The following is a 21,337-nucleotide window of genomic DNA, read 5'->3' as shown; positions in this document are numbered from 1 at the left end:
CGGGTGCGACCGATCCGCGATCCGGACCGATCCCTGTTCTGAAGGAAGCGTGATGCTGCGTCTGTTCGCTGTCGGCCTCGTCGCGGGCATTGCCGCGCTGTCGCCCGTTCTCGTCGGGGCGTCGCAGGCCCAGACCCTGCGCTTCGGCCTGATGGAGGACCCGGACGCCCTCGACCCGACGCTGGCCCGCACCTTCGCCGGCCGCATGGTCTTCGCAGCCCTGTGCGACAAGCTCGTGGATATCGGCCCCGACCTGAAGCCGGTGCCGCAGCTCGCCACCGGCTGGAGCCTGTCGGAGGACCAGAAGACCCTCACCATGACCCTGCGGCCCGGCGTGCTGTTCCACGACGGCGAGAAGCTCGACGCGGCGGCGGCCAAGTACAGCCTCGAGCGGCACATGAAGCTGCCCGGATCGCAGCGGCGCGGCGAGATCGCACCGATCGACCGGGTCGAGGTCGTCGACGACCTGACCTTCAAGATCCTCCTCAAGACGCCGTTCGCCCCCCTGATGGCGCAGTTCACCGACCGCGCCGGCATGATGGTTTCTCCCAAGGCCGCCGAGCGCCTGGGCGACAAGTTCTCCACCGCTCCCGTCTGCGCCGGGCCGTTCAAGTTCGTCGAGCGGGTGCCGCAGGACCGGATCGTGGTCGAGCGCTTCGACGATTACTGGAACAAGGACCAGATCCACCTTCAGCGCATCGAGTTCCGGCCGATCCCCGACGGCACCGTGCGCCTGACGAACCTCCGCGCCGGCCAGCTCGACCTGCTGGAGCGGCTGACCCCGACCGACCTGCCGCAGGTGAGCCGCGACCCGAAGCTCAAGATCGGCTCGACCATCGAGCTCGGCTTCCAGTCCATCGTGTTCAACCCGAACAGGGCGGGCTCGGCGGTGGCCGACCCGCGCGTGCGCGCCGCCTTCGACCTCGCCATCGACCGCAACGCCCTCAACCAGGTGGTGTTCAGCGGCGAGTTCCTGCCCGGCAACCAGTGGGTCTCGCCCAAGCACCCGGCCTACGTGCAGGCGTATCCGATCCCGAAGCGGGATGTGGCCAAGGCCAAGGCCCTGCTGGCGGAGGCCGGGGTGCCGAAGCCGAGCGTGACCCTCACGGTCTACGCCAACAACGAGGCGCCCCAGGTGGGCCAGGTCATCCAGGCGATGACCCGTGAGGCCGGCTTCGATGTGAAGCTCCAGGCCACCGACTTCACCACCGCGCTGGACGCCGCCGACAAGGGCAATTTCGACGCCTACCTCTATTCCTGGAGCGGCCGGCCCGATCCCGACGGCAACACCTTCAGCTTCCTCGCCTGCAAGACGCCCCTGAACTACGCACGCTACTGCAACCCGGAGGCGGACGCGGCGCTCGGCGCCGAGCGTGCCACGGTCGATCCCGGCCAGCGCGCCGAGGCCTGGAAACAGCTCGCCGACCGGGTGATGGCCGACCGGCCGCTGATCTACCTGTTCCACCGCAAGCTGTTCTGGGCCTACAGCACCAAGCTCACGGGCTTCACGCCCTATCCCGACGGCCTCGTGCGCTTCACCGGCCTCACGCTCAACTGAGGCGGGGGCCCGGCCGATGCTGCGCTTTCTCGTCCAGCGCCTGGCGCTCGCGATCCCAACCCTGGTGATCGCCTCGATGATCATCTTCACCCTGCAGCAATTGCTGCCGGGCGACACCGCGACGGCCCTGTCCGGCGAGGAGCGCGACCCCGAGGTCATCGCCTTCATCCGGCAGAAGTACCACCTCGATCAGCCCCTGCCGGTGCGCTACGCCCTCTGGGCCGGCGGCGTGCTGCAGGGCGATCTCGGCGAGTCGATCCGCCTGCAGAAGCCGGTCCTCGACCTCGTCATCGAGAAGCTGCCGGTCACCCTCGAACTCGCCTGTCTCGCCATGCTGGTGGCGCTCGTCATCGGCGTGCCGATGGGCATCCTGTCGGCGGTCAAGCGCGGAACGGCTGCCGACACCCTGGCCAACGGCATCGCCCTCTGGGGCCTGTCGGTGCCGAATTTCTGGCTCGGCATCCTGATGATCCTGCTGTTCTCCGTGCAGCTCGGCTGGCTCCCGGCGTCCGGCTACGTCTCGCCCTTCGAGAGCCTGTCCGAGAACCTGCGCTCCATGGCGATGCCGGCCTTCGTCCTCGGCAACGCCATCGCGGCGGTGATGATGCGCCACACCCGCGCGGCGATGCTGGGCGTGCTCGGCTCGGACTACGTCCGCACCGCCCGGGCCAAGGGCGTCTCGCCCCTGCGCCTGATCCTGCGCCACGCCCTGCCCAACGCGGCGATCCCGATCATCACCCTGGGCGCCCTCGAATTCGGGCAGCTTCTCTCCGGCGCGGTGCTCACCGAGCAGGTGTTTTCGGTGCCGGGCTTCGGCAAGCTGATGGTCGATGCGGTGTTCAACCGCGACTACGCCACCGTGCAGGGCGTCGTGATCTGCACCGCCACCACCTACGTCCTCCTCAACCTCGCGGCCGACCTCCTCGCGGCCCTCGTCAACCCGAAGCTGAGGCGCGCGTGAGCATGGGCGTTGTGCAGGAGCACCGCATCGCGGGGATATCGAGCGCGTCTCTCCTCCCCCTCGTGGGCAGGAGCAGGAGTTGGGGGTGGTTGGGTGACCCTCAGGCGGCGGAGGCTGACGGCGCCACCCTCGATCCCTCCCCACGAGGGGGAGGGAAGCGCGTGATCGCCTGGCAGGAACCGATCGACGGGAGTGGCGCCCGATGACCAAGGCTGCCATCGCCCCGCCCGGCATCGCCCTGTCGGCCGCCGAGCCCGCGCTCCGCGCCGAGCCGAGCCCGATCCGCGAATTCTGGACGCGCTTGAAAGCGCGCCGCACCGCCATGGTGGGCCTCGTCATCGTGGTGGCGCTGATCTTGATGGCAATCTTCGCCGACGGGATCGCGCCCTACGATCCCATCGCCACCGATTGGGGCGCCATCCGCTCTCCGCCGAGCTGGGCGCATCCCTTCGGCACCGACGAGGTCGGGCATGACGTGCTCTCGCGCATCGTCTTCGGGGCGCGGGCCTCCCTCGGCGCCGGCCTGACCTCGGTGGCTCTCGCGGTGGCGCTCGGCCTGCCGTTCGGCCTGCTGGCCGGCTATGCCGGTGGCATGGTCGACCTGGCGATCATGCGCCTGACCGACGCCCTCCTGGCGATCCCGTTCCTGATCCTCGCCATCGCGCTCGCCGCCTTCCTCGGTCCGAGCCTGACCAACGCCATGGTGGCGATCGGCCTCTCGGCCACCTCGACCTTCGTGCGCCTGACCCGGGCGCAGGTGCAGGCGGTGGCGGCGGAGGAGTTCGTGGAGGCTGCCCGCGCCGTCGGCAACTCGCCCTGGCGGATCGCCATCCGCCACATCGTGCCCAACATCGTGCCGGCGATCCTGGTCCAGGCGACCCTGACCATCGCGGCGGCGATCATCGCCGAGGCCAGCCTGTCCTTCCTCGGCCTCGGCCAGCAGCCGCCCGAGCCGTCCTGGGGCTCGATGCTCAACGTCGCCAAGAACTTCCTCGAGCAGGCGCCCTGGATGGCGATCTGGCCCGGGGCCTCAATCTTCCTTGCGGTGCTGGCCTTCAACCTCCTCGGTGACGGCCTGCGCGATGCCCTCGACCCCCGGCAGAGGACCTGACCATGGTTCCGGAGAGCCCGAAGCCCCTGCTCGACGTCCGCGACCTCGGCGTCGCCTTCGACAGCGAGGGCGGCGCGGTCCACGCGGTCAACGGCGTGTCGTATGCGCTCAAGGAGGGCGAGACCCTCGGCATCGTCGGCGAATCCGGCTCCGGCAAGAGCGTGCACGTGCTGGCGATGCTGGGGCTGATTCCGCGCCCGCCCGGCCGCATCACCGGCGGGCAGGTTCTGTTCGCCGGCCGCGACCTCTTGCGCCTGCCGGAGCGCGACCTGCGTAAGGTGCGCGGCGGGCAGATCGGCTTCGTCTTCCAGGACCCGATGAGCTCCCTCAACCCCGGCATGACGGTGGCCGCGCAGATCATCGAGCCCCTGCGCATCCATCTCGGCCTCGACGGCCGGGCGGCGCGGGCCCGGGCCCGCGACCTCCTCGACCTCGTGCGCATCCCGAACGCCGGCGCCCGCCTCGACCAGTACCCGCACGAGTTCTCCGGCGGCCAGCGCCAGCGGGTGATGATCGCCATCGGGTTGTCGTGCCGCCCCAAGCTCCTCATCGCCGACGAGGCAACGACCGCCCTCGACGTCACCGTGCAGGCGGAGATCATCGGTCTGGTGCAGGAGCTCAAGCGCGAGATCGGCATGGCGATCATCTGGATCACCCACGATCTCGGCGTGGTGGCGGGCATCGCCGACACCGTGCAGGTCATGTATGCCGGCCGCATCCTCGAGCGCGGCCCGGTGGACGACCTTTTCCGCGATCCGCGCAGCGCCTACACCCTCGGTCTGCTGCGCTCGCTGCCCGACCTCAGCCGCGGCCGGGCCGGGCGCCGGCGCCTGCATCAGATCGAGGGCGCTCCCCCGGACATGCGCCATCCGCCGCCGGGCGACCCCTTCGCCGCGCGCAACGCGTACGCGACGTCGCGCTGCCTCACCGAGGCGCCGCCCCTGGCCCAGGCCCCCGGCGCCGCCCCGGGCCACCTCGTGGCGGCGTGGTACGACCTGCCGGCGCGCCTCGCCGCTGAGGAAGCCGCACGATGAGGCCCGAGCCCGCCGACCGCTATCCGCTGCTCTCGGTGCGCAACCTGAGCAAGCACTACCCCTTGCGCAGCTGGTGGGGCGGCAAGGGCGCGGTGTTCCGGGCGGTCCAGGATGTCAGCTTCGACATCCGGCCGGGCGAAACGCTGGGCCTCGTGGGGGAATCCGGCTCGGGCAAGTCCACCATCGGCCGTGCCGTCACCATGCTGAACCCGCCGAGCGCCGGCACCGTCGCCTTCGAGGGCACCGACCTCGCCAAGCTCTCCGCCGGGGAGATGCGCCGGATGCGCGCTCGCATCCAGATGGTGTTCCAGGACCCCTACGCGGCCCTCAACCCGCGCATGAGCATCGGCGACTACGTGGCCGAGCCGTTTCGGCTGCACCGGCCCGGCATGGCCCGGGGCGAGCGCCGCGACGAGGTCGAGGGCTTGCTGGCCCGGGTCGGACTCGATCCGCGCTTCGCCCGGCGCTACCCGCACCAGTTCTCCGGCGGGCAGCGCCAGCGCATCTGCATCGCCCGCGCGATCGCGCTGAAACCCAGCTTCATCGTCGCCGACGAGCCGATCGCCGCCCTCGACGTCTCGATCCAGGCCCAGGTCGTCAACCTGCTGCAGGACCTGCAGGACGAGCTCGGCATCTCGTACCTGTTCATCTCCCACGACCTGCGCATGGTGCGCTACCTCTGCCAGCGCGTCGCCGTGCTCTGGCACGGCCGGGTGGTGGAACTCGCCGAGGCCGATGCCCTCTACGAGGATCCGCGCCATCCCTACACCCGGCGCCTCCTCAGCGCCGTGCCGGTGCCCAACCCCGTGGAGGAGCGCGCCCGCCTGCGCGCCGCCTCCCTCCTGCCCCCCGCCGATCCGGATGCCATCGGCGGCCTGGTCGAGGTCGCCCCCGGCCACTGGGTCGCCGACACCCGCTATTCCTGACCCCCAAGGACCCGACGCCGTGAGAGACTTCTCGAAACCGGGCCGCTCGCCCGTCTATGCCGCCAACGCCGCGGTCGCGACCTCCCATCCCCTCGCTTCGCTGGCTGCCATCGAGGTCCTGAAGGCCGGCGGCAACGCCGTCGACGCCGCCATCGCGGCGGTGGCGGTGCAGGGCGTGGTCGAGCCGGCCATGACCGGCATCGGCGGTGACTGCTTCGCCCTCTACGCGCCGAAGGGCGCCGCCGTGCCGGTCACGCTGAACGGCTCCGGCCGCAGCCCGGCCGCCGCGCACGACGCCTGGTACGTGGAGAACCAGGTGGCGATCGACGCGACCTCGCCGCACGCCGTCACGGTTCCGGGCGCCGTCGCGGCCTGGGCGCGGCTGCTCGCCGATCACGGCACCCGCACCTTGGGCGAGTTGCTGCAGCCGGCGATCCGCTACGCCGAGGAGGGCTATCCGGTGCAGCCGCGCGTCGCCTACGACTGGGCGCGCAACCGCGACAAGCTGCGGGCCGATCCCGGCTCGGCCGCCGCATACCTCGTCGACGGCGAGGCGCCGAAGGTCGGCACGATCATGCGCCACCCGAAGCTCGCCGCCACCCTGCGGCGCATCGCCGAGCACGGCGCCCCCGGCTTCTACGAGGGCCCGGTGGCCGAGGACATGGTGCGCACCTTGCGCGAACTCGGCGGCCTGCACACGCTGGAGGATTTCGCCAACGCGGCGCCCGAATACGTGACGCCGATCTCGACCCGCTACCGGGGTTACGACGTCTACGAATGTCCCCCGAGCGGCCAGGGCCTCGCCGCCCTGATGATGCTGAACGTGCTGTCGCAGTACGACGTCGGCGCGCTGTCCGAACTGGACCGGGTCCACCTCTTCGCGGAAGCCTGCAAGCAGGCCTACCACCACCGCGACGCGCTCTTCGCCGATCCGGTCGTGAACGCCGTGCCGGTGGAGCACCTGCTCTCCCAGGCCTGGCAGGCGCGGGCGCACGGCGCCATCGACATGGCCCACGCGCAGGCGCCGATGCTGTGGCCGGAGATCCGGCACACCGACACGGTCTACCTCTGCGTGGTCGACCGCGACGGCAACGCGATCTCGCTGATCAACTCGATCTTCCAGGGCTTCGGCAGCGGCATCACCGCGCCGGAGAGCGGCGTGCTGCTGCACAACCGCGGCTTCTCGTTCCGGGTCGAGCCCGGCCATCCCAACACCATCGCGCCCTCGAAGCGCCCGATGCACACCATCATCCCCGGCATGCTGATGCGCGACGGCGCCGTGGTGGCGCCCTTCGGCGTGATGGGCGGGCACTACCAGGCCATGGGCCATGTCGAGCTGCTCACGGGCATCATCGACCGGGGCCTCGACGTGCAGGAGGCCCTCGATGCCCCGCGCAGCTTCGCCTATGGCGGCGGGGTCGAGTTCGAGGCCGGCTTCGCTCCAGGGCTCGCCGAGGGGCTGGCCGCGCGCGGGCACGTCACGGTGCCGGCCCCGGTCCCGATCGGCGGCGGCCAGATCATCTGGATCGACCCGGCGACGGGCATGCGCGCCGCCGGATCCGATCCGCGCAAGGACGGCTGCGCCCTCGGCTACTGAACGTTCTTTCCGGTCGATCGCGTCGATTGGACCGGTCGGGACAGGCCCCCTCTCCCATGGGGAGAGGGTCGGGGTGAGCGCCGTACCCCATCCGCGGAAGTCACACACCTCGCCCTGTCCCTCTCCTTCCAGGAGAGGGGACCGGCGCGCGAAGGGCGCCGGAGGAATCAACCGGAGAGGGTCTGAGGCGCGGGCATCCGGCTCACGGGTAGCGCACCGGGGCCGGCTGCTCGGGCAGGGGGATGAACTCGGTTTCCCCCGGCACGGTGTCGAAGCGGGCCTGGCGCCAATCCTCCTTGGCCTGCTCGATCCGCTCGGGCCGGGAGGAGACGAAGTTCCACCAGAGGTGGCGCGGGCCGTCCATCGGCTCGCCGCCCAGGACCATGAAGCGGGCGGTCTCGGTCGCCCGCACGCTGATCCGGTCGCCCGGCCGGAAGACGAGGAGCTGGCCCGGGCCGAACCCGTCCCCGGCGATGTCGATGGCGCCCGAGACCGTGTAGATGGCACGCTCGTCGTAGGTCGGGTCGAGGGGCAGCACTGCGCCGGCCTCGAGCCTCACGTCGGCATAGACCATCGGGCTCGAGGTCCGCACCGGCGATGTCGCCCCGAAGGCCTCGCCGGCGATCAACCGGACGGTCTTGCCCTCGCCGCCGAGGATCGGCAGCGCCTCGGCTTCGTAATGCTCGAACGCCGGCGCGGTCTCCTCGTCCTGGCGGCTCAGCGCCACCCAGCTCTGAAGGCCGAACAGGGTCGAGCCGGTCCGGCGCAGGTCCGCCCCGGTGCGCTCGGAATGGGTGATGCCCCGCCCGGCCGTCATCCAGTTCAGCGCGCCCGGCCGGATCGGCAGCGCGGTGCCCAGGCTGTCCCGGTGCAGGATCTCCCCCTCGAACAGGTAGGTCACCGTCGACAGGCCGATATGCGGGTGGGGCCGCACGTCCATGCCCTGGCCGAGCAGGAACTCGGACGGGCCCATCTGGTCGAAGAAGATGAACGGGCCGACCATCCGGCACTCGGTCGACGGCAGGGCACGCCGGACCGCGAAGGAGCCGAGGTCCCGTGAGCGCGGCACGATCAGGGTCTTGATCGCGTCGCAGGTGAAGCGGTCGCCCGGGATCGGGTCCTCCGCACTGTGCCAGCTCATTCGATGTCCTCCCGTGTCATGGCCGCCAAGCCGGATCATCCCGTGCCGACCGCCTCGCCCGGCAGGCGGCGCCGGCCCGGGTGCCGGCCCGCTCGCATCTGGAGGCCGGGGGAGGGGATGGGATTGTCGAATCCGGCTTCGCTTTGCACCTTCGCGCCGTGCCTCAGCGCTGGCGGGTCGCCGCCACGCCGATCTGGTCGGCCATGCGCACGAGGTCGGCCAGGGATCGGGCCTGCATCTTCTCCATCACCCGCCGCTTATGGACCTTGGCGGTGATCTCGGTGATCCCGAGTTCGGCGGCGATCTGCTTGTTCATCAGGCCGCCGATGGCGCAGCGCATGACGTCCAGCTCGCGCGGGGTCAGGGCCTGCAGACGCTCGGCCAAAGCCTCCCGGGCGCGGCGGGCATCCAGGACCGCCGCATCGGCTTCGAGGGCCCGGTGCACGGCATCGAGCAGGACCTCGGCCACCACCGGCTTCGTCAGGAATTCCACCGCGCCGCCGCGCATCGCCCGCACCGTCATCGGGATGGTGCCGAAGCCGGTCAGGAAGATGATCGGCACGGTGCTGCCGGCCGAACGCAGGGCCTCTTGGACCGAGAGGCCGTTCTCCCCGGCAAGACGAACGTCGAGGAGGATGCATTCCGGTGCCGTCCGGACCCGTGTCGCGGCGAGTGCGGCAGCGTCTCCGTGACCGACCGCAAGCAATCCGCTCGACCGGCACAGACGCATCAGCGCGCAACGCAAGGCCGGATCATCGTCGACGATGTGGACGGTCGCTTCGGACATCTTTCCAAGGAAAGCGAATACACTGGGCAAGCTTACAAGATACGGGCCAGCCCGGTGCATCTTCTGCGGATGAGGCACCTGCCTATCACGGGTGGCGCGTGATGCCGAGGACGCTGCCCAGGCAGTGTTTGAACTGCTCGGCGTCGAAGGGCTTGGCAAGGTAGGCGAAGGCGCCGGAGGCCAGCGCCCGCGCACGGCTCGACTCGCTCGGATAGGCCGTCATCACGATGACCGGCAGCGTCGGTCGGCGCAGGCGCAGGAGCCGCAGGAGGTCGAGACCGTTCACGCCCGGCATCTGCACGTCCGTGACGACGACGGCGATCCCCGCATCGTCCGCCGCGTTCAGGAGCGGCTCGGCCCCGGCGAAGGAGGCGGGGGCGTAGCCGAGGGAGCGGGCGAGCCGCGACAGGGCCGAGCGGATCGCCGGGTCGTCGTCCACGATGGCGACGACGGGCGCCCGCGGGGCCGCGTTCCGGGTGGCGGAATCTCCGGCGGCGGGCTCAGCCATGGGCGGGTCCGGCGATCGGGAGGGTGAAGTGGAAGGCGGCCCCGCCCCCGGGCGCGGCATCGGCCCAGATGTCGCCGCCATGGGCATCGATGAGGTTGCGGCAGATGGCGAGGCCCATGCCCATCCCGCCCGCCCGGGTCGAGTGGAACGGCTCGAAGATGTGGGCGCGCCGCTCGGGCGCGATGCCGGGGCCGGTATCGGTGACGTCGACCGTCACCGCCTCGCCCGTGGCCCGGATCGTCACGGTGACGTCGCGCGGTCCGTCCCCCTCCGCCATCGCCTGGGCGGCGTTCAGGAGCAGGTTCACGAAGACCTGCTGCAGGCCGATCGCATCGGCGTCGATCCAGGGAATCGCGCCCTCGGCCGCGATGTGGACGGCGGCCCGGTGCAGGCGCAGTTCGCCCTCGACGAGCAGGTTCGCGTCGCGGGCCGCTTGGAGGAGGTCCACGGGGGCGGAGGCGCGCGGGGCGTTGCCGAGATAGGACCGGGTCCGGGCGATCACGTCGCGGGCGCGGGTCGCCTCGGTGACGACGTCGTCGAGGGCCGCCGCGGCCTCGCCGATATCCGGCACCGGGCGCCGCAGCCAGCGGGTGGCGGCCTGTGCGTTGGCCAGGATGGCCGCCAGGGGGGAATTGACCTCGTGGGCGATGGAGGCGCTGAGCGCCCCCACGGTGGTGATGCGGGAGGCGCGCGCGAGTTCGGTGTCGGCCCGGGCGAAGCGCTTCTGGGCCTGCTTGAAGGCCGTCACGTCGAGGGCCGTCACGACGATCTCGGAGAAGCCCGCCAGGTCCCGGGGCAGCATGGCGGTGAACAGCATGTCGATCTCGCTGCCGTCGGCGCGCACCACGTGGGCTTCCGAGCGGAAGAAGCGGTCGCCCCGGCCGAAGGCCACCAGCCACTGCACGAAGGTCTGGTCGGTGTCCGGCAGGAGGCGGTCCAGGGGACCCAGATAGGCGTCTTTGCCGGAGGCGCCCGTCTCCTCGACCGTGAAGCCGTTCACGTCGGTGACGATGACCTGCCGGCGCAGGGCGCGAAGCGCCTCCGGCCGGCTCGCGAAGTGGGACTCGATGTCCACCGTGCCGGCCCGGCGCAGGGCCATCACCGCTTCGCCCGCCGCCGTCCAGTCCTCGCGCCACATCGAGATGCCGGACCGCTCGAAGATGGCCTCCAGGCGCGTCTCGCCGATCCGGTACCGCTGCGCCTGTCGGGCCGCCACGGCGAGGGCCGCGCCCCCGGCGACGAGGGCGAGTGCGCCGAGGACGAGGGCGGGCGCCCCGCCCCGGGCCGCGGCGGCCCAGCCCGCGAGGCCGGCGAGGCCCATGGATGGCAGGATCAGCAGGGCCGCCGTGCCGATGGCCGTCGCCCGGGCCCGGCCCCGCCCCGGCGGCGCGGCCAGCATCCAGGCCGGAAGATCGTCGATGCCGATGGGACCGTCATGGGCCGAGGTGGAGGCGCGGCTGGGCCAGCGGGAGAAGACCTGGCGCGGCAGCGCCTGTCGCGGGTCCGTCGGGCGTGCGAACCGTTGCCGCGAGAAACCGTGCCGCATGCACCTCATCCACCGGGGTCCGACAGGATAGCGGGACCGCGCCCGGGGGTCTCCGATACACCTGTATAATGGCGCGCCCGACGCAAGGATTGCACGGTGCGGGCATGGATCTGCACCGGCACAGCGCCCACAAGTTTCCCAGAGCCGGCCTGCTTGCGACCTCCCGGGGCCGGCAGTGGCAGGGGGTCGCGGCGGAGCTGCGCTCGCATCCGGCCGGCGATCTGCCGGCGATCGTACCGACCCAGATGGAGATCACCCTGGCGACGCGCCGCGTTCCGGGGGCGCATGTCAGCCGCAAGGGCGCCGGTCTCCGCCAGCGGACGGCGGTCGAGGCGGGCACGATCTGGCTCTGCCCCGTCGGCGTCGGGGAGGACGACATCAACATTTCGGCCCCGTTGACCGAGATCCTGCACATCTACCTGCCGGCCGAGCGCTTCGCGGCCCTGGCGAACCTCTACGGCGATGCCCGCATCCGCGCCGACACCGTGCGCTACCTCGCCGATGTGCCGGATCCGCTGATCCGCCAGATCGGGCTGTCGATCCTCAGCGAACTCGTCCGGGAATCCTCGGCGGGCCGGATGATGGTGGAGGCTGCGGCCCTCGCCCTCACGGCCCGGGTGGCGCAGGCCTACGGCCACGACCGTCCGGACCGGGCCGATCCGGTCTGCGGCGACCACGATTGTCCCGAGCGCATCCAGCGGGCGATCGCCTTCATCCGCGACAACCTCGATCGCGACCTCGGCGTGACCGAACTCGCCGCCGCCGCCTGCCTCAGCCCGTTCCACTTCGCGCGCCTGTTCAAGCGCGTCACCGGCAAGACGCCCTACGGCTTCGTCAGCGCCGAGCGGCTGGCGCGCGCCCGCCGGCTCCTGGCCGAGCGCAAGCTGCCGCTGGTGGATGTCGCCCTCTCGTCCGGTTTCTCGAGCCAGGCCGCCTTCAGCACCGCCTTCAAGCGGGTGACGGGCTGCACGCCGGGGGAATACCGGCAGCTTGCGCCCTGAGGCGCCCGGCAAAGAGCAGGATCGCGTAACGGCCGAGCAAGTCTGCGAAAGACCGTTGCCCCGTCCCGCCGGCAGGGTGTCCTCACCCGAAGGTCTGCTGTGGAGACGAGGATGCATCGGTCAGCCGACACCCCTGCGGCCCGGCTCGCGATTCCGCCGCTGCCACGCCGCCGGCGGCCCGCCCTGGAGCCCGGCCAGCGCCCGCGCGCGGTCGAACCCCCGCGGGAGCCCGGTCCCGAACCCGTTCGCACGACCCGGTCGCCGGATGCGGAGACGGACGGCATCGTGGTCTCGGAGCTCCCCGCCGTCGGGCGAACGACGGCACCGCAGCCGCAGACCTACGGCGAGGGGTTGCTGATCCGCGTGCAGCGGGCCGATGACGGGGGCTGGCCGGCGGGCGGTCCCCTCCGACCCGCCCCCGAGCGCATCTGCGCCAGCGCCGTCACGCTCCTCGATCGCCGCATCAGGCCCCCAACCAACGATCGGGGCGTCGCGGTGCAGATCTGGCTGTCGCGCCGGATCCTCGTCGAGGTGGCCGCGAGCATGGGCCTCGGGGACATCGATCCGCTCGAGGCTCTGAAGCCGGTCGACGGCAGGGTCCTGGTCGACCCGACGATCCATGACCTCGCCGCCAGCGCCGCCGCTACGCTCGATCGGCCGGATCGCGGCGCGGCCGTGTTTCGCCTGCAGATCGGCCGGGCCATCGGGGCGCATCTGATCGGCCTCCATGCCGATCCGGGCCTCGCCGCGGAGCCGGCCCGGGGCGGGCTCGCCCCCTGGCAGCTGCGCCGCGCCCAGGACCGCCTGCGCGCAGGGCTGGGCGACACGCCGAGCCTGCAGGCGATCGCGGTGGCGTGCGGCCTCTCCGTGAGCCACTTCGCCCGGGCGTTCCGCCAGTCCCTCGGGGTTTCGCCCCATGTCTGGCTCGTCCGTCAGCGCATCGCCCGGGCCAAGACCCTGATGCGGGGGCCCGGCCCGTCGCTGGCCGAGATCGCGCTCGCCTGCGGGTTCGCCGACCAGAGCCATTTCACCCGCGTCTTCGCCCGCGAGGCGGGTGTGAGCCCCGGGCGCTGGCGCCGGATGGTCGAGCCGGAGGAGCCGGGCGTGGATCCCCGAAAGATCTCGGCGTGACAGGGCATCGGCGTGACCGCGCCTTAATGTGGAGGCGCCCTGGTGCGCGCGGGCCGACGGCTCCATGATCGCGGAATCACCGGCCGGTCCCGGCACGCCGGACCCGGCTCGGACGGCGACAGCAGGCAGCGAGGCGCGGCCATGAACAGTCCCCTGCACCAGGACGAGACCCGTCGCTTCGCACGGGCCCAGCTGCGCGGGGAGATGCTCGATTGGCTCCTGGCGGGAACCCGGGGGGAGCGCTTCCTCGACGATATCTTCGTGGCATTCTGCCGGCGCCTGCGCGAAGCCGGGATCCCGGTGGCGCGGGGCACGATCCACCTGCGGACGCATCATCCCCTGTGGCTCGGAACCCGCATCCTCTGGCGGACCGGCCTTGAGGCGGCTGCGTTGCAGAACTTCGAGTACGGCATCGTCGAGACCGACCAGTTCAAGCTGAGCCCGGCCGCCGAGATCTTCAACGGCGCGGAGCGGGTCCGGAAGCGCCTGGAAGAGCCGGCGCAGCCGGCGACGGATTACGGGATCTACCGCGACCTGCGCGCGGAGGGCCTGACCGACTACGTCGCCTGGCCGCTGCACTACACCCTCGGCAAGAGCCACATCGTCACCTTCTCGGCCGATCGGCCCGGCGGGTTCGCGCCCGACGACCTCGATCTCCTGGCTTCGCTCCTGCCGGCCCTGTCGGTGGTCACGGAGGTCCGGCACAAGAACCGCCTGACCCGCCTGCTCCTCGACACCTATGTCGGACCGCATGCCAGCGAGATGATCCTCAACGGGGCGACCCGGCGCGGCAGCGGCGTCACCGTGGAGGCTGCCATCATGGTGATCGACCTGCGCGGCTTCACCGAGATCTCTGAGCTGTGGCCGCGGGACGACGTCATCGCCCTGCTGAACGACTACTTCGACGCGATCTCCCTGCCGATCGAGCGGCACGGGGGCGAGATCCTGAAATTCATGGGCGACGGCCTGCTGGCGATCTTCCACCTCGACACGCCGGCCGCCTGCACCGCCGCGCAATCCGCCGCCCTGGAGGCGCGCGCCGCCATGCGGGCGCTGAACGCGGCGCGGGCCGAGCGCGGGCAGCCGCGCCTCGGCTACGGCATCGGCGTCAATGTCGGCGCGGTGATGTACGGCAACATCGGCTCGCGCTCGCGCCTGGACTTCACGATCATCGGGCCCGCCGTGAACGTGGCGGCCCGGCTGGAGAGCCTGACCAAGGTCCTCGACGTCAGCGTGCTGTTCTCGGGCGCCTTCGCGGCCCGCTCCAGCGACGGACACCAGCTCGTGCCCCTCGGGACCTTTCCCCTGCGCGGCGTCGGCGATCCCCTGGAGGTGCTGGCCTTCCCGGACGACGCCGAGGCCGGTGCGTGACGCCGCGGCCGGCGCGCTGAACCAAGGCGCTATCCGAAACCGCAGGACCCCGGAACGGGAAAGGCCAGCCTCGCGGCTGGCCTTCGGGATGGTCGAAGCGGGATCGACGCCGTCGCTTACTCCGCGGCGGACATCTCGGGCGCGAAGTGGCCGCACCAGTCGGCCGAGCCGACCACCGGCCACAGGCCGTGATCCGACGGACCCGGCTGGCTCACCGGCGGATTGAACCGGCACAGGCCCTCGTCGGCCGCCGCGGCGGCGCCGTTGACCTTGTGCTCGTCGAAGAACTTGCAGCTCTCGCACTTCGCGTTCGCCATGTCGGTGATCTCCATCCTGCGCGGCGTGCCGCCGCTGCTACTTACGAATTAGAACAGATCCAATGTAAGCGTCAACCGTCTTGTCGGGGGGCGGTTCCCCGGTCGCGTCGCAGGATCGGGGATCGGAGCCTTGGGACACGCTGCCCCCGTCGCCTCGGGGGCACCGGAGCGTATTCCGGCCGGTCGCGCTTTGGCCTATCAGGCCTTCATGTCCCCCACGCCCGTCGCACCCGACGACATCGCCCACGTCATCCAGATCGCCCTCGCGCCCGCGTTCCTGCTGACGGCGCTCGCGACCCTGCTCAACGTCTTCTCGACGCGCCTCGGCCGCGTCGCCGACAAGGTCGATGCGGCGGCTGCCGGTCTGCGGACCGCCGACCCGCACGAGGCCGTCCGCCTCTCCCGGCAATTGTCGTATCTGCGGCGGCGCTCCTTCGTGCTGGACGGCGCCGTGGTCCTGGCCTCCACCGGCGCGGTCATGACCGGTATCGCCGTGCTCACCCTGTTCGTCGGGGCCCTGCGCGATGCCGCGACCGCCTCGATCCTGTTCGCCTGCTTCGGCGTGGCGCTGGTCTGCACCGTGGTCGCGGTCTGCGCCTTCCTGGTCGAGATCCTGATGGCCGGGCGCGGCATCCGGGACGAGGTCGACCGCCAGCAGGAGCATGCGGGGGAACGCGGCGCATCCTGAGCCGCGCGCGGGCCGGCCTCGCGGGGGACGAGGGGCTGGCGTGCGTGCGGGCGGTCTCGATCAACGGGCCGCACCCTGATACGCGCCAGTCCGCCGGCAGGGATGGGACGAGGTCCGATGAGCGTCGAGACAATGAAGGCGGATGTGGTCGTCATCGGCGGCGGCATGGTCGGGCTCGCCTCGGCGATCGCCCTGCGGGACCGGGGCCTCGACGTCCTGCTCTGCGATCCCGGGGAGGCGCGTGCCCGGACCTCCTACGGCAATGCTGGCGTGATCAGCCGGGGCTCGATCTTTCCGATGTCGAGCCCGGCCCTCTGGGCCAAGCTGCCGACGTACCTGCGCAACGCCGACCGGGGCCTGCGCCTGCGCCACACCCACGTCGCCCGCGTGCTGCCCTGGACGGCGCATTTCCTGGCCTCCGCCCGAACCTCCGCCTGGGAGCGGGCCGCCGCGTCCCTGCTGCCCCTGACCAGCGCGGCGCTGCCCGCGCATCTCGCCCTGGCCGAGCGGGCGGGCGCCGGCCACCTGTTGCGCCGCTGCGGCTGGATCAAGCTCTACCGGACGCACGCCGCCTTCGCCGGCGCGGCCCTGGAGCGGGCGATCCTGGGCCGGCACGGCGTCTCCTTCGAGATCCTCGACCCGGACGACATCCGCGCCGCGGAGCCGGCCCTGATCCGGGCCTACGCCCACGGCATGCTCCTGCCGGAGACCGGCGCCGTGAGCGATCCGGGCGGGCTGCTGGAAGCCTATCAACACCTCTATCTCGGGCTCGGCGGACGAACGCTCCGAATGGTTACGACGCACCTCGAGCCCGAGGGGGAGGGCTGGTGCATCCGCCACGACGGCGGCACTGTGCGGGCCCGCCAGGTCGTCCTGGCCGCGGGCGCCGCCTCCGGCGAGATCGCCCGCGGCCTCGGCTACCGCTTCGCCTTCGCGGCGGAGCGCGGCTACCACGCCCACTACGCCCTGCATCCCGACAGCCCGCCGCTGACCCGCCCGGTGCTCGACACCGGCGCCGGCTCGATCATCGCCCCGATGGGGGAGGGGCGCGTGCGCGTCCTCTCCGGCGTCGAACTCAATGCCCGCGAGGCTCCCCCCGACTACGTCCAGATCGAGGCCGCCGCGCAGGAGGCGGGCGGAACGCTGCGCCTGGGCGCGAGCCTCGACAACCGCCCCTGGATGGGCGCGCGCCCCTCGACCCCGGACGGCCTGCCGGTGATCGGCCCGGCACCCCGGCATCGCGGCCTGATCTTCGCGTTCGGCCACGGCCATATCGGCCTGTCCACGGGGCCGATCACCGGGCGCCTGGTGGCCGATCTCGCCACCGGCGCCGCGCCCGCCGTTCCGGTGGCGCCCTTCGCGCCACAGCGCCTCCTCGGCTGGCCGCGGTGGAACCCGGTTCGGGCGCGCGAACGCGCGGATTGACGCCTCCCGCCGGAGGCGCCATGCCGGGGGGCCGCACCACTCCCTCGTCCGAGGACATCCGTCTCCATGCGCCTGAGCGTTCGCCTCGACGGGGGCATGTGCCGCCGTTGGCACCTCCGGCTGATCGAACGCCTCCTGCGCCGCCCGGGGCTCTCGGTGTCCCTCGACCTGTCGCCGGGACCAGGCGCGCTGCCGCCCAACGCCGCGCTGCTGTTCCGGCTCGAGACGATGCTGCGAAGGCTGCCGCGTACCGGGCCGGCCCTGCGGGTCGAACGCGCGGACCTTCTGGCCGGTGCCGCCCCGGCCGACGGAATGCCCGACCTCGTCCTCGACCTCTGCGGCGACGCGGCGGGTCCGCCGGGCGTCCCGGTCTGGCGCCTCGCCTTCGACGGGGCCTGCGGCGAGGCGGCCCTGCTCGCCTCGCTGCTGGCCGGGCGCCCGCCCGTGGTCAGCCTGACCGAGGACGGGCGGATCGTCGCCTCCGGCCGGGTCGGAACCGAGGCGCGGGGCATCATGCTCACCGCCTTCGAGGATGCTCTCGTTCGGACCGCGAGCCTGATCCTGGCCGCCCTCGGCGGAGCTGGGCCGCGGCTCGCGCCCGAGGGTGTCCCGATCCCGGGCCCGGCGCCGACGGGCTTCACGGCGGCCGCCCTCACGGCCCGGGCCACCCGCACCTGTGCCCGGATGGCCGCCCGCCGGCTCTATGCCCTCTGCACCTGGGCGCCCCATTGGCGGGTCGGCTGGCGCCGGCTCGCCGGTCCCGACCTCATCGACCTCCAGGCCCATCCGGAGACCGGCTGGCACACGCTTCCGGACGACGGGCGCCGCTTCTACGCCGATCCGTTCCCGATCGCCGATGCCGCCGGCACGGTGCTGTTCGTGGAGGATTACAGCCACGTCCTGCAGAAGGGCGTGATCTCGGCCGTGTGCTTCGGCGCCGACGGCCCCCTCGGGACACCGGTGCCGGTGCTGGAGGCCGCCCACCACCTCTCCTATCCGTTCGTCTTCGCGGAGGGCGGTGCCTACTGGATGGTGCCCGAGAGCGGCGCCACCGGAACCCTCGATCTCTACCGCGCCACCGCCTTCCCCGGCGGCTGGGTCAAGGAGGCGACCCTGATCTCCGGCCTGAATGCCAGCGATCCGACTCTTCTCCGGCACGACGGCCGCTGGTGGCTGTTCGCGACGGTGCGCGACGACGGCGAGCATGACGGCCCCTTCGCCGCCTGGGGATCGTATTCCGACAGCCTGCACCTCTGGTCCGCGCCGGATTTCCGCGGGCCGTGGACCGCGCATCCCGGAAATCCGGTGCTGATCGACATCGCCGCCGCCCGGTCCGGCGGCCGCATCGTCGCCCGGGACGGTGCCCTGTTCCGGCCGGTGCAGGATTGCCGCGACGGCTATGGCGGGGCGCTCGGCCTCGCGCGGATCCGGCGCCTCGACGCGGCGGGCTACGCCCAGAGCGTGGAGATGATCCTGCGTGCGGGGCCGCGCTTCCCGGGCACGGGCCTGCACACCCTCAACCGAACGCCGCATTTTGAATTCATCGACGGGGCCGGACGCGTCCGCCGGCGCTTCCGCGGCGGGGCGGGCGGTGCCTCCGAAACCTGACGTTTCGCAGCCACTTACGTCATCACGGACATTTTAATCCCGCCCCAGGAACAATCATCGGCGCGCACGCTTGTGCCACCGCTGGTGGGGGCAAGGAATCCGGTCCCCTGCGAGCCCGATCTCACATCGTCCTGCTCGAACGTCCGGAAGGGCCCCTCATGGCCGAGCCGCTCTCCTCCCGCACCGCTCCGATGCGAAATCCGTCGGCCCGTGTCCTGCGGGGGCTCGATGCGCTCAACTTCTTCCTTGCCGACGTCCGCGATGGGCTTGGTCCCTACCTGGCGATCTACCTGATCGCCGTGCGGGGGCCGGACCAGGGCTGGAACGAGGCCACCACCGGCCTCGTCATGACCATCGCGGGCATCGCCGGCCTCATCGCCCAGACGCCAGCCGGGGCGCTGATCGACCGGACCAATCACAAGCGCGCCATCGTCATCGCGGCGGCCATCGCGGTCACGCTGAGCTGCCTCGTCCTGCCCTTCATCACGAATTTCTACGTGGTGGCCGCCACGCAATCGGTGGCCGGCATCGCCGGGGCGATCTTCCCGCCTGCGCTGGCCGCCATCACCCTCGGCGTCGTCGGCCCGAAGCTGTTCGCCAAGCGCATCGGCCGCAACGAGGGCTTCAACCATGCGGGCAACGCCGCTTCGGCGGCGATCGCCGGCGGCACCGCCTACTTCTTCGGACCGATCGTGGTGTTCTGGCTGATGGCGCTGCTCGCCGTGTGCAGCATCGGCGCCATGCTGATGGTGCCGGCCGATTCCATCGACAATGATCTCGCCCGCGGCCTCGACCAGACCGAGACGCAGGCCCGGACCGAGGGCGAGGAGGAACCGTCGGGCCTCACCGCGCTCCTGAAGAACAAGTACCTGCTGCTCTTCGCGGTGCTGGCCGCGCTGTTCCACCTCTCGAACGCCGCGATGCTCACCTCGGTGGGGCAGCTGCTCACGAAGCTCTCCGGCAAGGACAACGCCACCTCGCTGATCGCGATCTGCATCGTGGCCGCGCAGCTGGTGATGGTGCCGGTGGCGGTGTTCGTCGGCGCCAAGGCCGATGCGATCGGGCGCAAGCCGATCTTCCTCGCGGCCTTCGGCGTCCTGGCGATCCGGGGCGTGCTCTACACCCTGTCGGACAACCCGTTCTATCTCGTGGGCGTCCAGCTCCTCGACGGCGTCGGCGCCGGCATCTACGGCGCCCTCTTCCCCGTCATCGTCGCCGACCTGACCCGGGGCACGGGCCGGTTCAACGTCTCCCAGGGGGCCGTCGCCACGGCCCAGAGCCTGGGCGCGGCGCTGAGCGCGACCCTCGCCGGCCTGATCATCGTGTCGGCGGGCTACTCGACCGCGTTCCTGTCCCTGGCCGCCATCGCGGGCCTGGGCTTCGCCCTCTACCTCTTCGCGATGCCGGAGACGCGCGGCTACGAGCCCGGCCGCTCCGGCGCCGACGGTGGCGGCCTGACGCCCGTCCCCGCGCCGGCGGCCTGACCCCCATGACCGCCACCGACGACATCCTCGCCTTCGCCCATATCGGCGACCTGCACCTCACCGATGCGGACGCCGACAACGCCCGCGACCTCCACGCCATCGTGGACCAGATCAACGCCGTGGACGGGGTCGACTTCGTCTATCTGCCCGGCGACAACGCCGACAACGGCACGCCCGCGCAGTACGCCCTGGTGCGCGCCGAACTCGACCGCCTGCGCCGGCCTTTCCACGTCATCACCGGCGACCACGACATGGAGAGCGGGAGCCTCGCGGCGTTCTATGCCGGCCTCGGCGTGCCGCGGCTGCCCTATGCGGTGACGGTGTCGGGCACCCGCTGCCTGTTCCTCGACATGTGCGGGCCGGGCTCCGGCGGACCGGATTTTCGCCTCGGCGACGGGCAGGTCGCCTGGCTCCGGCGGGAGGCGGACGCCGCCGAGGCGGAAGGGCACGACTGCGCCCTGTTCATGCACAGCTACCCCGCCGACCTGACGGGGGAGGGCGAGGCTGCGACGGTCGCAGAACTCGTGCACGGCTCGCGCATCCGCCTCGTCGAGATGGGGCACACCCACTACAACGAACTCGCCAATGACGGCCGGACCATCTACGCGGCGACCCGCTCGACGGGCCAGATCGAGGAGGGGCCGGTCGGTTACACCATCGCGGCGATCGATCGCGGCGTGGTGAGCTGGCGCTTCAAGGAACTGGCGCAGGGCTGGCCCTTCGTGGTGATCACCGCGCCGGCCGACCGCCGCCTCGCCCATGCCGAGGACCACATCGTCTCGGGCACCACCGAGATCCGCGCCCTGGTGCTCGGTGCCGGCCGGACGGCGGTCTGCGAGTTCAGCATCGACGGCGGTCCCTGGCGCCCGATGCGGCGCGCCGAGGGCGAGCGCCGCTTCCGCGCCACGGTCGACTGGCCCCCCGGCGCGGGACGCCTCACCGTCCGCGCCCAGGATTCCGAGGGCGGCGTCGGCCAGGACCAGATCGAGCCGGCCGGCGACGTCGGCGCCCTCGTCCGCTCCAAGGGCCTCGGCAGCGACGCGGATTCCGTCGGCGCCTGGCCGGACCGGGGCATCCTCGGCACCCAGCTCGGCCCGAACCGCAACGGGCGCCACTGGTAGGGCGCATCCGCCCTGCCCGACT

Annotated in this window: 19 protein-coding genes; 14 read left to right on the top strand and 5 right to left on the bottom strand. The window is 71.9% G+C overall.

What is annotated here, in order from left to right; all coding sequences use genetic code 11:
- Positions 1 to 52: 52 nt before the first annotated feature.
- From AC6EUL_RS10080 to ggt, 6 genes are all read left to right on the top strand, one after another.
- A complete protein-coding gene (locus tag AC6EUL_RS10080; RefSeq protein WP_056212312.1) occupies positions 53 to 1,558 on the top strand; it encodes an ABC transporter substrate-binding protein in 1,506 nt (501 codons plus the stop codon).
- A 16-nt stretch (positions 1,559 to 1,574) separates the two neighbouring features.
- A complete protein-coding gene (locus AC6EUL_RS10075; protein ID WP_499869994.1) occupies positions 1,575 to 2,519 on the top strand; it encodes an ABC transporter permease in 945 nt (314 codons plus the stop codon).
- Positions 2,520 to 2,721: 202 nt separating this feature from the next.
- Positions 2,722 to 3,630 carry an ABC transporter permease gene (locus tag AC6EUL_RS10070; RefSeq protein WP_499869993.1) on the top strand — a complete coding sequence of 303 codons (909 nt, stop codon included), beginning with the start codon at positions 2,722 to 2,724 and terminating at the stop codon, positions 3,628 to 3,630.
- A 2-nt stretch (positions 3,631 to 3,632) separates the two neighbouring features.
- Entirely contained in the window at positions 3,633 to 4,664 is a 1,032-nt protein-coding gene (locus AC6EUL_RS10065) for an ABC transporter ATP-binding protein (RefSeq protein WP_056495321.1), read from the top strand.
- Complete coding sequence (locus AC6EUL_RS10060; protein ID WP_056354761.1) at positions 4,661 to 5,590, top strand: ABC transporter ATP-binding protein; 930 nt, start codon at positions 4,661 to 4,663, stop codon at positions 5,588 to 5,590. Before AC6EUL_RS10065 ends, AC6EUL_RS10060 begins: the two co-directional genes overlap by 4 nt.
- 19 nt (positions 5,591 to 5,609) lie before the next feature.
- Positions 5,610 to 7,187 (top strand): gamma-glutamyltransferase, encoded by a 1,578-nt coding sequence (gene ggt, locus AC6EUL_RS10055; RefSeq protein ID WP_499869992.1) that lies wholly within the window; start codon positions 5,610 to 5,612, stop codon positions 7,185 to 7,187.
- A gap of 202 nt (positions 7,188 to 7,389) precedes the next feature.
- Here the strand turns inward: ggt and AC6EUL_RS10050 are convergent, their stop codons facing one another.
- The 4 genes from AC6EUL_RS10050 to AC6EUL_RS10035 all read right to left on the bottom strand — a co-directional run bounded on the left by AC6EUL_RS10050 (position 7,390) and on the right by AC6EUL_RS10035 (position 11,169).
- The gene (locus AC6EUL_RS10050; protein WP_499869991.1) at positions 7,390 to 8,328 is read right to left on the bottom strand and encodes a pirin family protein; all 939 of its coding nucleotides are present in this window, start codon (positions 8,326 to 8,328) and stop codon (positions 7,390 to 7,392) included.
- A gap of 163 nt (positions 8,329 to 8,491) precedes the next feature.
- Positions 8,492 to 9,115, bottom strand: a complete 624-nt coding sequence (locus tag AC6EUL_RS10045) for a response regulator transcription factor (protein WP_499869990.1) — start codon at positions 9,113 to 9,115, stop codon at positions 8,492 to 8,494.
- 85 nt (positions 9,116 to 9,200) lie between these two features.
- Entirely contained in the window at positions 9,201 to 9,623 is a 423-nt protein-coding gene (locus AC6EUL_RS10040; protein ID WP_499869989.1) for a response regulator, read from the bottom strand.
- Positions 9,616 to 11,169: a sensor histidine kinase gene (locus AC6EUL_RS10035; protein WP_499869988.1), complete on the bottom strand. Its 1,554-nt coding sequence runs from the start codon at positions 11,167 to 11,169 to the stop codon at positions 9,616 to 9,618. Before AC6EUL_RS10035 ends, AC6EUL_RS10040 begins: the two co-directional genes overlap by 8 nt.
- Before the next feature lie 104 nt (positions 11,170 to 11,273).
- On the opposite strand from AC6EUL_RS10035, the gene AC6EUL_RS10030 reads away from it, so the two are divergent.
- The 3 genes from AC6EUL_RS10030 to AC6EUL_RS10020 all read left to right on the top strand — a co-directional run bounded on the left by AC6EUL_RS10030 (position 11,274) and on the right by AC6EUL_RS10020 (position 14,672).
- Complete coding sequence (locus tag AC6EUL_RS10030) at positions 11,274 to 12,170, top strand: helix-turn-helix domain-containing protein (protein ID WP_056379012.1); 897 nt, start codon at positions 11,274 to 11,276, stop codon at positions 12,168 to 12,170.
- Between the two features lie 111 nt (positions 12,171 to 12,281).
- Positions 12,282 to 13,301 (top strand): helix-turn-helix domain-containing protein, encoded by a 1,020-nt coding sequence (locus tag AC6EUL_RS10025; RefSeq protein WP_056278004.1) that lies wholly within the window; start codon positions 12,282 to 12,284, stop codon positions 13,299 to 13,301.
- A gap of 141 nt (positions 13,302 to 13,442) precedes the next feature.
- Positions 13,443 to 14,672, top strand: coding sequence for an adenylate/guanylate cyclase domain-containing protein (locus AC6EUL_RS10020; protein WP_056212291.1), 1,230 nt, complete (start codon positions 13,443 to 13,445; stop codon positions 14,670 to 14,672).
- Between the two features lie 116 nt (positions 14,673 to 14,788).
- On the opposite strand, the gene AC6EUL_RS10015 is transcribed toward AC6EUL_RS10020, so the two are convergent.
- Positions 14,789 to 14,989, bottom strand: a complete 201-nt coding sequence (locus AC6EUL_RS10015; protein ID WP_056212289.1) for a hypothetical protein — start codon at positions 14,987 to 14,989, stop codon at positions 14,789 to 14,791.
- Positions 14,990 to 15,197: 208 nt separating this feature from the next.
- Between AC6EUL_RS10015 and AC6EUL_RS10010 the strand changes: the two genes are divergently transcribed.
- From AC6EUL_RS10010 to AC6EUL_RS09990, 5 genes are all read left to right on the top strand, one after another.
- A complete protein-coding gene (locus AC6EUL_RS10010; RefSeq protein WP_056212365.1) occupies positions 15,198 to 15,677 on the top strand; it encodes a DUF2721 domain-containing protein in 480 nt (159 codons plus the stop codon).
- 117 nt (positions 15,678 to 15,794) lie between these two features.
- On the top strand, positions 15,795 to 17,102 hold the full coding sequence (locus AC6EUL_RS10005) for an NAD(P)/FAD-dependent oxidoreductase (protein ID WP_056212286.1): 1,308 nt from the start codon (positions 15,795 to 15,797) through the stop codon (positions 17,100 to 17,102).
- A 66-nt stretch (positions 17,103 to 17,168) separates the two neighbouring features.
- The gene (locus AC6EUL_RS10000) at positions 17,169 to 18,710 is read left to right on the top strand and encodes a glucosamine inositolphosphorylceramide transferase family protein (protein WP_499869987.1); all 1,542 of its coding nucleotides are present in this window, start codon (positions 17,169 to 17,171) and stop codon (positions 18,708 to 18,710) included.
- Between the two features lie 158 nt (positions 18,711 to 18,868).
- Positions 18,869 to 20,194 carry an MFS transporter gene (locus AC6EUL_RS09995; RefSeq protein WP_499869986.1) on the top strand — a complete coding sequence of 442 codons (1,326 nt, stop codon included), beginning with the start codon at positions 18,869 to 18,871 and terminating at the stop codon, positions 20,192 to 20,194.
- 5 nt (positions 20,195 to 20,199) lie between these two features.
- Positions 20,200 to 21,315: a metallophosphoesterase family protein gene (locus tag AC6EUL_RS09990; RefSeq protein ID WP_499869985.1), complete on the top strand. Its 1,116-nt coding sequence runs from the start codon at positions 20,200 to 20,202 to the stop codon at positions 21,313 to 21,315.
- The last annotated feature ends 22 nt before the right edge of the window (positions 21,316 to 21,337 follow it).

The organism is Methylobacterium sp. 001424705 (genome assembly GCF_059816145.1).
This window is presented reverse-complemented; position numbering and strand designations above follow the sequence as displayed.

Bases quoted from the DNA above. Each gene is read 5' to 3' on its own strand.
- AC6EUL_RS10020 (WP_056212291.1), top strand. From the start codon at position 13,443: ATGAACAGTCCCCTGCACCAGGACGAGACCCGTCGCTTCGCACGGGCC.
- AC6EUL_RS09990 (WP_499869985.1), top strand. From the start codon at position 20,200: ATGACCGCCACCGACGACATCCTCGCCTTCGCCCATATCGGCGACCTG.
- AC6EUL_RS10040 (WP_499869989.1), bottom strand. From the start codon at position 9,623: ATGGCTGAGCCCGCCGCCGGAGATTCCGCCACCCGGAACGCGGCCCCG.
- AC6EUL_RS10025 (WP_056278004.1), top strand. From the start codon at position 12,282: ATGCATCGGTCAGCCGACACCCCTGCGGCCCGGCTCGCGATTCCGCCG.
- AC6EUL_RS10075 (WP_499869994.1), top strand. From the start codon at position 1,575: ATGCTGCGCTTTCTCGTCCAGCGCCTGGCGCTCGCGATCCCAACCCTG.
- AC6EUL_RS10070 (WP_499869993.1), top strand. From the start codon at position 2,722: ATGACCAAGGCTGCCATCGCCCCGCCCGGCATCGCCCTGTCGGCCGCC.
- AC6EUL_RS10045 (WP_499869990.1), bottom strand. From the start codon at position 9,115: ATGTCCGAAGCGACCGTCCACATCGTCGACGATGATCCGGCCTTGCGT.
- AC6EUL_RS10080 (WP_056212312.1), top strand. From the start codon at position 53: ATGCTGCGTCTGTTCGCTGTCGGCCTCGTCGCGGGCATTGCCGCGCTG.
- AC6EUL_RS10015 (WP_056212289.1), bottom strand. From the start codon at position 14,989: ATGGCGAACGCGAAGTGCGAGAGCTGCAAGTTCTTCGACGAGCACAAG.
- AC6EUL_RS10065 (WP_056495321.1), top strand. From the start codon at position 3,633: ATGGTTCCGGAGAGCCCGAAGCCCCTGCTCGACGTCCGCGACCTCGGC.
- AC6EUL_RS10030 (WP_056379012.1), top strand. From the start codon at position 11,274: ATGGATCTGCACCGGCACAGCGCCCACAAGTTTCCCAGAGCCGGCCTG.
- AC6EUL_RS10050 (WP_499869991.1), bottom strand. From the start codon at position 8,328: ATGAGCTGGCACAGTGCGGAGGACCCGATCCCGGGCGACCGCTTCACC.
- AC6EUL_RS09995 (WP_499869986.1), top strand. From the start codon at position 18,869: ATGGCCGAGCCGCTCTCCTCCCGCACCGCTCCGATGCGAAATCCGTCG.
- AC6EUL_RS10005 (WP_056212286.1), top strand. From the start codon at position 15,795: ATGAGCGTCGAGACAATGAAGGCGGATGTGGTCGTCATCGGCGGCGGC.
- AC6EUL_RS10000 (WP_499869987.1), top strand. From the start codon at position 17,169: ATGCGCCTGAGCGTTCGCCTCGACGGGGGCATGTGCCGCCGTTGGCAC.
- AC6EUL_RS10010 (WP_056212365.1), top strand. From the start codon at position 15,198: ATGTCCCCCACGCCCGTCGCACCCGACGACATCGCCCACGTCATCCAG.
- AC6EUL_RS10035 (WP_499869988.1), bottom strand. From the start codon at position 11,169: ATGCGGCACGGTTTCTCGCGGCAACGGTTCGCACGCCCGACGGACCCG.
- AC6EUL_RS10060 (WP_056354761.1), top strand. From the start codon at position 4,661: ATGAGGCCCGAGCCCGCCGACCGCTATCCGCTGCTCTCGGTGCGCAAC.